At 36.3% G+C, this 12,604-nt stretch carries 12 protein-coding genes and 1 pseudogene; 10 read left to right on the top strand and 3 right to left on the bottom strand.

Annotated elements, in window-relative coordinates; genetic code table 11:
* Positions 1 to 330: 330 nt before the first annotated feature.
* A complete protein-coding gene (locus tag FG383_RS20045) occupies positions 331 to 747 on the bottom strand; it encodes a DUF1284 domain-containing protein (protein ID WP_142609385.1) in 417 nt (138 codons plus the stop codon).
* Between the two features lie 263 nt (positions 748 to 1,010).
* On the opposite strand from FG383_RS20045, the gene FG383_RS20050 reads away from it, so the two are divergent.
* The 5 genes from FG383_RS20050 to FG383_RS20070 all read left to right on the top strand — a co-directional run bounded on the left by FG383_RS20050 (position 1,011) and on the right by FG383_RS20070 (position 6,065).
* Positions 1,011 to 1,592, top strand: a complete 582-nt coding sequence (locus FG383_RS20050; RefSeq protein WP_142609387.1) for a TetR/AcrR family transcriptional regulator — start codon at positions 1,011 to 1,013, stop codon at positions 1,590 to 1,592.
* 86 nt (positions 1,593 to 1,678) lie between these two features.
* Positions 1,679 to 2,530, top strand: coding sequence for an alpha/beta fold hydrolase (locus FG383_RS20055; RefSeq protein ID WP_142609389.1), 852 nt, complete (start codon positions 1,679 to 1,681; stop codon positions 2,528 to 2,530).
* A gap of 31 nt (positions 2,531 to 2,561) precedes the next feature.
* Positions 2,562 to 3,632 (top strand): alkene reductase, encoded by a 1,071-nt coding sequence (locus tag FG383_RS20060; RefSeq protein WP_142609391.1) that lies wholly within the window; start codon positions 2,562 to 2,564, stop codon positions 3,630 to 3,632.
* Between the two features lie 91 nt (positions 3,633 to 3,723).
* Entirely contained in the window at positions 3,724 to 4,755 is a 1,032-nt protein-coding gene (locus tag FG383_RS20065) for an NADP-dependent oxidoreductase (RefSeq protein WP_142609393.1), read from the top strand.
* A gap of 254 nt (positions 4,756 to 5,009) precedes the next feature.
* Positions 5,010 to 6,065 (top strand): nitric oxide synthase oxygenase, encoded by a 1,056-nt coding sequence (locus tag FG383_RS20070; RefSeq protein ID WP_142609395.1) that lies wholly within the window; start codon positions 5,010 to 5,012, stop codon positions 6,063 to 6,065.
* Positions 6,066 to 6,107: 42 nt separating this feature from the next.
* Here the strand turns inward: FG383_RS20070 and FG383_RS20075 are convergent, their stop codons facing one another.
* On the bottom strand, positions 6,108 to 7,319 hold the full coding sequence (locus FG383_RS20075; protein WP_142609397.1) for a CynX/NimT family MFS transporter: 1,212 nt from the start codon (positions 7,317 to 7,319) through the stop codon (positions 6,108 to 6,110).
* A 183-nt stretch (positions 7,320 to 7,502) separates the two neighbouring features.
* Between FG383_RS20075 and FG383_RS20080 the strand changes: the two genes are divergently transcribed.
* The 4 genes and pseudogenes from FG383_RS20080 to FG383_RS20095 all read left to right on the top strand — a co-directional run bounded on the left by FG383_RS20080 (position 7,503) and on the right by FG383_RS20095 (position 10,898).
* Positions 7,503 to 8,297, top strand: a complete 795-nt coding sequence (locus FG383_RS20080; protein WP_142609399.1) for an ABC transporter ATP-binding protein — start codon at positions 7,503 to 7,505, stop codon at positions 8,295 to 8,297.
* Entirely contained in the window at positions 8,290 to 9,933 is a 1,644-nt protein-coding gene (locus FG383_RS20085) for a hypothetical protein (RefSeq protein ID WP_142609401.1), read from the top strand. The genes FG383_RS20080 and FG383_RS20085 overlap by 8 nt, the downstream gene beginning before the upstream one ends.
* A pseudogene (locus tag FG383_RS20090) lies at positions 9,930 to 10,287 on the top strand (nucleotidyltransferase family protein). The gene FG383_RS20085 and the pseudogene FG383_RS20090 overlap by 4 nt, the downstream one beginning before the upstream one ends.
* Before the next feature lie 20 nt (positions 10,288 to 10,307).
* A complete protein-coding gene (locus FG383_RS20095; protein WP_142609403.1) occupies positions 10,308 to 10,898 on the top strand; it encodes a hypothetical protein in 591 nt (196 codons plus the stop codon).
* 48 nt (positions 10,899 to 10,946) lie between these two features.
* On the opposite strand, the gene FG383_RS20100 is transcribed toward FG383_RS20095, so the two are convergent.
* Entirely contained in the window at positions 10,947 to 11,645 is a 699-nt protein-coding gene (locus tag FG383_RS20100) for a glucosamine-6-phosphate deaminase (RefSeq protein ID WP_142609404.1), read from the bottom strand.
* 138 nt (positions 11,646 to 11,783) lie between these two features.
* Here FG383_RS20100 and cotE point away from each other — a divergent pair, with 138 nt between their 5' ends.
* On the top strand, positions 11,784 to 12,326 hold the full coding sequence (cotE, locus tag FG383_RS20105) for an outer spore coat protein CotE (RefSeq protein ID WP_142609406.1): 543 nt from the start codon (positions 11,784 to 11,786) through the stop codon (positions 12,324 to 12,326).
* Positions 12,327 to 12,604 lie beyond the last annotated feature (278 nt).

Here is a 12,604-nt window from a genome sequence, read left to right on the forward strand (position 1 = left end):
ACAACTCAGAACGAAAGCAATGGGATTTAAAAAAGATGGCTCCGGAAGCATACCGAAACCATCTCATCGCAGCCTAAACTGCAAACTCTCTTTTTATTAAACTGTCTACTTTAAAGGGCTCAGTTCAGAGATTAATTTTGAATCAACAGGCGAAAAAAACTCAACTTAATGAATTGGAAATAAAATTGGATAAATTAATAGGGTTAATAGAAAAAGATAAAAGTGACTCTTTGTTAAGAAAATAATTGTTGTGTAGTAGTACACTTTTACAAACAGATGCTTGGTTTAATAAAATTTCTTCACAAGAACTATCGGATAGAAGGGGAAGGGTTATTTAATTTCCCTTAATCCCTTTCCTTCCATTACTTCTTTAACGCCTTCTTCACAAACTCCATATGAACGCCAGGAACATGTTTCACACACGATTTGAATGTCGGAGGGGACGATGTAATTGCGGATATGTGATTCGATATCTTCCCAAATGAGTATTTGTCCGATTGTAAGCCCTAATTTTCCTAAAATAGCAGCATCTCTTTCGTAAATATCGTCGTTCTGGCAGTGGTATTCCTCTGAGTTTGGGTACTTCTCACACAATTGATCGGGTCCCTTTACAAGTTGAATCCTCGTCTTCGGGTTGTCCCTCAACGTCTGATGAAGCCGTGTCATATTTTCCGCGTATTCTTCGGAATAGCCCATTCCTCGATAGCCTAAAAGGCAAAAAAGATGGTGACCTCGTAGCTTATACATAATTTTCCCCCCCCAAAAAAAAAATAAATTAAGATAGAATCGATAAAAATATATGTTAACAAATTCGTTTTATATGGTTAACTAATATTCATTATCATACCATATAACCTCTAATCAGTTGCACTAAGCGGCAAGTTATCTAGACCCAAAAGATCATATCCCGAAACTTAATACTTTACTAATCGTTCTATTTAGTGTATTGTCCTTTATAGAATGACCGTTCTAAAAAAGATTTTTTTATTCTTTAGGGAGAAGGAATTAAGATGGCTAGAAACAAAGAATTTGATGAAAAGGTAGTTCTAAAAAAAGCAATGGACCTTTTTTGGAAGCAAGGATATGAAAAAACATCGATGCAAGATTTGGTTACCCACATGGGGATCCATCGGAGAAGTATCTATGATACATTTGGTGACAAGCACTCGTTATTCTTAGCTTCTTTAAAATATTATGAACTGTTTGTTACAAAAGAATGGACTACAATTATAAGCAATTCTTCAACAGTGAAGAATGCTATTAGAAAAATTTTTGAGCATGTAGTCAAAGTAGCTGAATTAGAAATCTATCCAGCAGGTTGTTTTTCAGTTAACACGGCTGTAGAGTTGTCTTTGTTAGATAAAGATATACAACATCTAACTACTAAAATGTTTAACGATACAGAAGAGTTATTCAATAAGCTTTTAAAAGAGGGGCAAGATAAAGGCGAATTTAAAAATGATTTAAATACTCAGATTACTGCTCAGTTTCTACATAATAACCTTATTGGTATAAGAGTGTTAGTTAAAACCAATTATACAAAAAAGGAATTAGAAAGCATTATCGATTTAATGATGAAAGTGTTAGAATAGCTTTCTTTTTTCTTTTCTCATTATAGAACGATCATTCTAAATAGTGCTTTTTTATAAAAGCTAATAAATAATGAAGGAGAATTTATATGACAACATTTACAATTCCATCAGTGTCAACATTTATAGAGGCCAATGGAACACGCTTTGCATATAGGAGATTTGGTGTGGAATCAGGTACACCTGTCGTTTTCCTTGTTCATTTTAGAGGGACGATGGAAAATTGGGATCCTAACATGCTGGCTCCAATTGCAAAAGAAAGACCAGTGATCCTTTTTGATAATAAAGGAGTTGGAGAGACAAATGGTCAAACACCAGAAACGATAACTGAAATGGCACAAGATGCTGCTACATTTATTAATGCACTTGGTCTTAACCAAGTGGATCTTCTAGGTTTCTCAATTGGTGGGATGGTTGCTCAAGAATTAGCTTTACAAGAAGGACATCTCATTCGCCGTATTATTATAGCTGGTTCGTCTCCAAAAGCTGGAGTAAGACCCGACCCAGTAATATTTGAGAGAATGAATCGTCACGGAGGAAATGTAAACGATGATGCGTTAGATGATTTCATGTTCTTCTTCTATCGTTCAACTGAAACAAGTAAAGCTGCTGGGATGCAGTCTCTACAACGAATTATGAATCAGAAACAGGTTGAAAGTTCAGGTAAAGTACAAGCAGCTCAACTGAAAGCAGTTGCAAAATGGGCCCAACCAAAGACTAATCATAATTACGATTGGTTGCAAAACATTCATCATCCTGTGCTGGTGACCAATGGTATTGAAGATGTAATGGTACCAACAAAAAATAGTTATATTCTTGCAGAGCATATACCAAATGCACAGTTGATTATTTATCCTGATTCTGGTCATGGACACTTGTTTCAGTTCCCAGAATTATTTGCTGAAAATGTTAATTCATTTTTAGATGCTACATCGCTATAAGTGCCATAACAAACAAAAAAGGAGATTGAATATGAGTAAGTTATTTGATGAAGTGCGTATTGGAAATATCTCTTTAAAGAATCGTATATGCATGGCCCCTATGACAAGAAGTCGTGCCTTAGAAGATGGTACACCTAGTAACTTAGTAGCTGAGTATTACGGTCAACGTGCGTCTGTTGGCTTAATTATAAGTGAAGGTACTCAACCTTCTGATGATGGGCAAGGGTATACAAATACACCAGGCATTTATACTAAAGCACACATTGACGGATGGAAAAAAGTAACTTCTAAAGTTCATAGCGAAGGTGGAAATATATTTATTCAATTGATGCATGTAGGGCGTGTATCTCACCCAGATAACACACCACATCACCGTCAAGCCGTTGCCCCTTCAGCCATAGCTCCTAATGTGGAAATCTTTACTGCGCAAGGAATGAAGCAAATTCCTACTCCGAGGGAGTTAACAGAAGGAGAAATTAAAGATGTAATCAATGAGTTTCGTTTGGCAGCACGAGCAGCCATTGAAGCTGGTGCAGATGGTGTCGAAATTCATGGGGCTAACGGTTATCTAATTCAGCAGTTCCTAAGTGAAAACTCTAATCACCGTCAAGATGCATACGGTGGTTCAATAGCAAACCGATCTCGATTTGCTATTGAAGTAGCTAAAGCAGTTGTTGAAGAAATTGGTGCCGAACGTACGGGTATTCGTTTTTCACCTCAAGGTACACTAAACGGTATAGAAGAGGGAGAAACAAGTATTGATATGTACCATTATCTAATTGCAGAGTTAAATAAGCTCAAGCTTGCCTATCTTCACGTCATGCACTTTGGAAACGAACCATTATTACAAGAAATCCGTAAACTTTGGTCACAAGCACTTCTCGTTAACCGAGCAGGACGCTCTTTAGATAAATTAACAGTAGACTTGGATAATGAACTGGCTGACGTTGTAACTGTAGGGACTTGGTTAATCGCAAACCCAGATTTTGTGAAACGCTTGAAAGTTCATGCACAATTAAACGAACCTGACCGAAATACAATGTATGCAGGTGGTGCGGAAGGATATACAGATTATCCGTTCTTGAATGAAGAACATGATTAAAGAGCAGCAGTAACAATAAATTAAACTTTCCCTAAACATTTGTTGGTTTAGGGGAAGTTATTATTCCTTATCGGATAAAAGGAGTTTTGTGATGAGAGCGTTAGTAATAGAAGCATACAAGAAAGAACCTACTTTTATTGATCGACCATTACCCAAAGTAGGTAATAATGAAGTATTAGTTAAAATACATGCAGCCAGTATAAACCCACTTGATACAAAAATACGCAAGGGCGAATTGAAGCTACTGCTGCATTACGATATGCCATTGACATTAGGAAACGATTTTGCGGGAACGATTATTGAAGTGGGAAAAGATGTAACAAAATTTAATGTAGGTGATGAAGTTTATGGTCGTCCGCGCTCTAACAAAATTGGCACATTTGCAGAGTACCTATCAGTTCACGAAGAAGATATTGCCATAAAACCTAAAAATCTTAGCTTTGAAGAAGCAGCATCTATCCCTTTGGTTGGTTTAACTTCTTACCAGGCTCTTTACGACATCTTGAAGGTTAAAAATGATCAAAAAATCTTAATTCATGCTGGCTCTGGTGGTGTAGGAACTTTCGCTATACAACTTGCAAAAGAAATGGGAGCCTATGTTGCAACTACAGCTAGTGAGGGAAGCAATTTAGCAAAATCACTTGGTGCAGATGAAGTCATTAATTATAAAAAAGAAAACTTTGAAGACATTATAAAGAATTATGATGCAGTGATGGATAGTATTGGGGGAGCAACATTAGAGAAGTCATTTCTGACAGTAAAAAAAGGTGGGAAGATTGTTTCTATTTCTGGTACCCCAAATAGTCGTTTTGCAAAGGAAATGGGACTGGGACCGTTTAAAAAAATGTTACTCTCATTAGCGAGCGCTAAGATAACGAGTTTAGAAAAAAAGCACGATGTGGAATACACTTTTCTTTTCATGAAGCATAGCAGACAACAGTTACAAGTATTAACAGAACTTTTGGAGTCAAGGAAGATTAAACCAACGATTGATAAGATCTTTCCGTTTGAAGAAGCAATAAAAGCAATAAATTATGTGGAAACTGGAAAATCTAAAGGAAAAGTTATCTTAACTATCGTAGATCAGCAGAGTAATAGTAAAGAAGAGATTACTCTGCCTTAAAGAAAGGCAACCTAAATTAACCATAGCCAAACCAAAAAAGTCGATTCCTTAGGATTATAGCAAATCCACAGGAGTAAAAAGATCCTTTTGATAAGAAGACATCAAATTAGGATTGAACGTGTGATTAAGAAATACTCCTAGCTAGCCACTTTTTTTTCTGTCATAAATCCCTCACAACTTTATAAACCTTGGGACTTGTCTATGCTGGTAAGTTTCTTCTATGATGGAGGGAGACAGCAGGAGGGATTTTGGTCATGTTCAATGAAGCGAAGAATTTTATCCAAACGTATTATGAAGAAACAGGTCAATCGGAGCAGGAACTGGCGGCTCGTTTAATAGAAGTAGAACAACAAATTTTAACACAAGGTACATACGAACACACGCTAGATGAGCTCACATACGGTGCTAAAATGGCTTGGCGCAATAGTAATAAATGCATTGGTCGACTTTTTTGGCAAAGTTTGAATGTTTTAGATAAAAGAGATATACATTCAGAGGCGTCCATATTTGAAGCGCTTCTTGAGCATATTGAATTCGCAACGAATAATGGAAGAATTAGACCGACAATTACGGTGTTTTCCGCTCAAGATATTCGCATTTGGAATCATCAATTGATCCGTTATGCAGGATACGAAACGGACAATGGAATAATTGGGGATCCGGATTCGGTAGCATTCACAAAAGTGTGCCAGAATCTCGGTTGGGAAGGAAATAATGGCCTGTTTGACGTGTTGCCACTCGTTATTCAATTAAAAGACAATCCACCAAAACTATTTGATATACCAGAAGCATCCATTTTAGAAGTACCCATTCGACATCCGGAGTTCGACTGGTTTACTGATCTGGGTTTGAAATGGTATGCAGTTCCGATGATTTCCAATATGAAATTGGAAGTAGGGGGTATTTCTTATGTGGCCGCACCCTTTAATGGATGGTATATGGGAACAGAAATCGGCGCACGTAATCTAGCCGACGACAATCGTTATAATATGCTTCCTACGATTGCTGAACATATGGGACTAAATACGAAATCGAATGCATCTCTTTGGAAGGATCGTGCATTAGTAGAACTGAATGTCGCAGTTTTACATTCCTATAAAGAAGATGGAGTGAGCATCGTAGACCATCACACAGCAGCTCAACAATTTAAACGTTTTGAAGCCAATGAAATCGAAGCAGGACGTAATGTAACAGGAAACTGGAGTTGGCTAATTCCTCCATTATCTCCTGCAACAACTCATATTTTTCATAAACCTTATACAAATGAAAAGAAAACGCCCAATTACTTTTACCAAAAAGAACCATACTAAAAAAGAGGAATCAGCTTATACATTTGCTGATTCCTCTTTTCCTTATTCGTCTGAAGTAGAAACAAATCGATCTCTTCCAGCATGCATGCCTGAAGCGAATAATAAAATAGCCAATACGATAAATAAAATAATAGGCATCGTCCAACTAGCGGTCGCATCGTGCAAAAAACCAAAAAATACGGGACCGATTGCGGCAAATAAGTAACCAATCGATTGAGCAGTACCCGATAAGTCGGCCGCTTCCATTGGAGTTCGTGTACGTAGAGAGAAGAACATCATGACTAAACCAAAAGAAGCCCCTCCTGCTAAACCAATTAAAATCATCCATAAGAATGTGAAAGCAGTATTTCCATATAAAAGACCTAAAAAACCAATGATATAGAAAATCGTAAAAATACCGACAAGTATACGTTGATCTTTCATACGACCTGCAATAATCGGAGTTAAGAATGTTATGGGCAGCTGAGCAAACTGTAGTAAGGATAACATCCAGCCAGACTTGTCAGCACTTACTCCTTGAGATTGCACTATTTCTGGGATCCAAGCAGCTGTCGTGTAAAAAATAAGTGATTGAAGCCCCATACATAATGTGATCGTCCAAGTGAGTGGATTCGATAAAAGAGACTTAGATTTATTAGAAGGGGAAGCCGCTACTTGCTCACTCATTCGTTTTTGTTTATTTATTTGTGGTAGCCAAATGAGTGCGGCAACAATTGTTAATATGGCCCAACATCCAAGTGCACCTTGCCATCCATATGTTGTATTATCGGCAATTGGATAACTGATGCCTGCAGCGATACTTGCAGATAAATTCATAGAAACGGTATAAGTAGCGGTCAATAAGCCGATTCGTAATGGGAATTTTAGTTTGATTAAACCAGGTAACAATACATTTCCAAAAGAGATGGCAATCCCTATTAAAGCAGTACCAATAAATAGTAACGGTGCAGTGCCTAATGAGCGAATAATAATTCCAGCAGCCAATAAAATAATAGAGAAAAATAATGTCAATTCAATTCCAAACCGTCTTGCAATTTTTGGTACAACAGGTGAAAAGATTGCAAATGCAAGAAGTGGAATTGTAGTAATAAATCCTGCTAAAATATTGGAAATAGCTAGCCCATCTCGAATATGTGAAATAATAGGTCCTACTGATGTGAGTGGTGACCTAAGTGTAGTAGCGATGAAAATAATCCCAATTACAAGTAATAGTGCAGTTTTTTTGTTTTTTTCTTCCTTAGTTTGCAAACGCATTAACTCCTTATTTCATACTTCTATGCAAGCCTATCATTTTATGATGGATAGATTCAATAGCTGTAGGAATAGAATCATAGTAGTTCGAATATTCTTTTCCTTTTACATGCATTCTAGTTGTATAATTAACAGTATATAGGAAATATGGTAAGCATATGACGAATAAATGGATGGGAGGATTATATGAACAAAGAGAAGGTTTTATCATTACAAGATGTAAAGATGCGTTTTGGTCCTAAACAAGTACTAAACGGTGTGAATTTGGAAGTATTTCAAGGACAAATTATCGGCTATATTGGTCCAAACGGAGCGGGGAAAAGTACAACGGTTAAAATCATGCTTGGATTAATCGAAGGCTATGAAGGAAAAATTGAAATTTTTGGAGAAGAAATTGGCAATGGGGATGTATCGTATAAACGAAAAATTGGCTATGTACCTGAAACGGCGGAACTTTATGATAATCTAACTGCTTGTGAGTATTTAACGTTCACTGGGGAGCTATATGGGCTTCATCGCAAAGAAGCAGAAAGTAAAGCATTCCAGTTGATGAAAGAGTTTGGTTTAGAGTCTGTATTCTACCAGCGATTATCTTCTTTTTCCAAAGGAATGAGGCAAAAAGTACTCATTATTTCTAGCTTATTACATGACCCTGAATTATTATTTTTGGATGAACCTTTAAGCGGTTTAGATGCAAATAGTGTCATGGTTATTAAAGAAATTCTAGATCAGCTAGCGGCTCGTGGTAAAACCATTTTCTATTCCTCTCATATTATGGACGTTGTAGAGAAAATAAGTAACCGCATCATATTACTGGTGGATGGTCGGGTCGTTGCTGATGGAAGTTTTTCGGAATTACAAGCACAAAGTACAGAAGGAACATTAGAGGGAATCTTCAATCAAATTACAGGATTTTCGGAGCATAAAGAAATTGCAGAAAAATTTGTGGAAATAGTAAGTGAGGCAAATGCCCATGCATGATTTTACATCGCTTCGAGTTTTAGATCGTTTCAGATGGATATTTCAAAAATTACATATAGATTATGAAATGATGCGTAAAATTTTGCAATTAAAGTTAACGATGGATGGTAGAAGGATGCCAACTGTTTTTAATGGTTCGAAAGTGAAAAAAGAAGGAAATCAGTTTCTTAAATCTTTATGGATGTATGGATTATACGGACTTCTATTGCTAACACCGTTTTTATTTTTGGGGGATCAATTTATTTTTTTCATTAGTATTATGTTTAGTGTTCTGATGTTTATCGTGATGACATCTATGGTATCTGATTTTTCGGCTGTCCTACTCGATATTCGTGATAAAAATATTCTTCATTCCAAACCGATTAGTACCCGAACATTGAATGCTGCGAAAGTAGTTCATATACTCATTTATATGTTTTTGTTGACGGGGTCGTTTATAATTGTGCCACTAATCGTGAGTATTTTTAGACATGGAATTGGTTTTGCGGTCATTTTTTTGGTGGATGTTGTTCTGATTAGTTGCTTAGTAGTCGTGTTTACTGCATTTGTTTATTTATTCATATTGCGTTTTTTTAGTGGGGAAAAGCTAAAGGATATGATTAATTATGTACAAATAATATTGACTTTAGCGATCATGATTAGTTATCAGCTTGTCATTCGAGTATTTGAATTTGTAAATTTTGATATCACCTATTCCTTTGTATGGTGGCATTTGTTACTTCCTCCATTATGGTTTAGCGCGCCGTTTGAGTTGTTATTAAACAAAGATTTTTCCATACCTATTATTATTTTTTCTGTCTTGGCCGTATTAGGACCAATCTTATCCATATTGCTATATATTCGACTTATGCCAGCTTTTGAACGAAATCTAGCAAAATTATTAAGTGATTCCAAAAGAAATAGAAAAATATCACGTCCTCTAGATCACTTTTGGGCAACTGTTTTATGTAGAACGAAAGAAGAACAAACATTTTACTTATTTGCTTCGCTAATGATGAAGCAAGAACGTGAGCTCAAGTTGAAAATCTATCCTCAAATAGGTTTTGCGCTCATTTTTCCATTCGTATTCCTTTATAATGATCTTCGAATGCATTCATTGGAAGAAATGAGTAAAGGGAATATGTTTTTAGTTATTTACTTTAGTTTAGCGATGATTCCAACTGTTGTTCATATGCTGAAATTTTCAGGAACGTACAAAGCACAATGGATTTATCAGGCTGCTCCAATTCAAAATAGGTCTTCCATTTACAGTGGGACGTTAAAAGCGTGTATTATGAATTATTTTATTCCGATTTATTTAGTGTTAAGTATATTGTTTGTGTGGATTTTTACATTTCGAATTGTACCGGATTTGATCGTTGTGTTACTTGCGGCAATCGCAATGACACTTGTTTCATATCGAGTTTTTACCGGAGAAGATTATCCTTTTTCTCATTCGCATGAGCATATGCAGGATATGAGTACGTTGAAAGTTTTTGGTGGGATATTCATCGTTGGTTTTTTCGTACTTGTCCACTTTATCTTTACTAAAATTCCTTTTGGTCTATTTGTTTATATGGGCTTGTTGGTGATTGGTATTTTAATCGGGTGGGTAAAAATATTTCCAAATAGATCAAAAGAAGTGGTTAGCAAGTGAACATTAAAAATGAAAAAGATATCATCAGACTGATTGAAGTAGATAAGTGGATGATGAAATTATTAAAGGCTGCTAAATTATTAAATCTCCCAGATTGGTGGATTTGTGCAGGTTTTGTGCGCAGAAGGCATCGCGAACTTTCCGGAGACAGTAACGGCTTTAGGTGTGAAATTAGATGGTCAAGGTAAAGTGATTTTGGCTGCCCCACACGGGATAAAAGACGTTATTCATCTCGAAGTTAGACCTACACCACTTTTTTTATCTACAAATAAGTTAAGAGAAGTGTATGAAGAACGCGTACGTAAAAAAGATTGGGTAGCTACTTGGAAAATGCTTGAGATTTTTCATAGCTAAAAGTTTAATGGAGGTACTATGTGAAGAAAATAGGTATTCGTATTTCTTTTGTTTTGTTATTATTATTTTTAATTGCTTGTGAAAATAATACCAAATTAGATAATACATTATCCAAAGTAAATCTAAGCGATAGGGAGAAAATCCTATTATCGTCAGCAAGTGATGAATCATTTGTCTTCGAGTTTCAAGCAGATGATAAGTACAAACAAGTGTCTCTATGGGTAGAAAAATACGAGTTTGGAAGGCTTACTGAGGAAAATATTGGTCGAATGACTACAGAAATAGAGGAAAATGGCATGCTCATTTTTTCTATATCCAAAATGTCCTTCGACGAAGAAATAATAATTTTTAATATGAGTGTTGGTGATGATGCTTCATCAAGTAAAATAACGACCCATCAAGTATTACCAACTGAAAGTCAAAGTATATGGGGAAGTAATCCATTAGAAAGTATTCCTATTACAGATCAAATGGTATTGGCAACTATTTGTTATGCAAAAGGTAATGGTATGAGTTCACCTTCTACGGAATTTTATGCGGTTATGGATAATCGTATAGGTGAGATTGCGAATTATGATGTTGTGTATGTATGGAAAAGTGAATTTCATTAAGTGGAGATGAAAAAGGACTTCCTATTTAGCAGGAAGTCCTTTTTCTGTTCATTTAATATCTGTAATAACCGTCACATGCGGATGATTTTTCAATACTGTAATTGGCCACTCTTCCGAAATTGTATCCCCAAGTAATGCGTCGATTGCAGGGCGTTTCTTTTCTCCAAAGGCTAATAATATTATTTTTTTTGCCTTCATAATAGAAGCAATCCCCATCGTAAAAGCGGTATGCGGAATTTCCTCTTCATCATCAAAATATTGACTGTTTACACCAAGCGTAGAGTCTGTTAAATTCGCAACATGTGTTACCGAATTAAAAGAAGTGCCTGGCTCATTAAATGCAATATGTCCATTTTCTCCGACACCTAGAAATTGAATATCTAGTGGATGCTCATTTAATTGTTTTTCATAACGTGCACATTCTGCATCTAAATCCATCGCGTTACCGTTTGGAATATTCGTTTCTTTAAATTGTTTGCGAGAAAATAGATGCTCTTGCATAAAATAAGCATAGCTATTCACATTAGTCGGTGCTAGCCCTATATATTCATCTAAATTAAACGCAGTAACTTCGGAAAAATCCAAAGAGGATTCGACTAAATTCTTATAAATAGGAATCATCGTACTTCCAGTTGCTAAGCCTAATACGTTTAAAGTGTTTGCTTTTAAATCTTGTTCTAGCTTTTCTTGCACGATCGAAGCTGCCTCTTGTTGATTGGCAACATGTATTACTTCAAAAAACGCCATTTCATAACCTCACTCTTCCTTCATTATCCTTTAATTGTATGCCGATTCTTGTGAAAGGTCAACGAATTATCTAAGCAGATGAACCGATTGGGCATAATGCGCATATGATGTTATGACTTGAATACAAGGAGGAAAAACATGAAACACACGCGACAAATTGTGACGAAAGCGGTAGTGGCTAAAGGGAAAAAGAGAACGGAATCTAGTGAAATTCTTAGTCCACCAAATACTCCATCGAGTATATTAGGATGCTGGGTTATCAATCATTCTTGCACATCGAAAAAACATGGTAGATACGTAGAAGTTACTGGGAAATTTGACATAAACGTTTGGTATGCTCATCATGATCATTCGAAAACTTCTGTGTTTACGGAAACGATCCATTATAAAGACCGCATTAAATTATATTTTCGTGACAGAGATTCAACTGGTGAAGAAGTACATGTGCGTGTCCTTCAGCAACCTAATTGTACAGAAGCAATTATTATTGAAAAAGGAACGAAATTCCAAGTGACAGTAGAACGCGAGCTTCTTGCAGAAGTAGTGGGAGAAACAACGATTTACATCCAAGTGCAAGATGATGAGGTGGAAGAAGAATGGGCATTCCAAGAAGAAAGTTCTTCTAGTGCAGGGGTCCCAGCTAATATACCTAATGATTCTGAAGACTCTTCATCACTTTAACAAGCCGGTCAGTATTTCCGGCTTTTTTTTGTTCTAGGAAACAAATCGTAATCTAAGGATAATGCGTCTTAGTGAGTTGAATGAAGTGTCCCCTGCGATTTTTGCTGCAAGGCGAACGCTTTCCACGGGGTGAGAGATGAGCCATCGCCGACGCTATGCACTGCACCCCATTTATTAGACACATGAATGGGATGTCATAATATGAGAAAACGATTTAGCTTAGAAGAAAAATATCAAGCTGTTCTGCTCTATTTATCCGGTCGTTATTCTTACCGCGA

Origin of the sequence: Psychrobacillus soli, assembly GCF_006861775.1 — a bacterium.
Lineage (GTDB): Bacteria > Bacillota > Bacilli > Bacillales_A > Planococcaceae > Psychrobacillus > Psychrobacillus soli.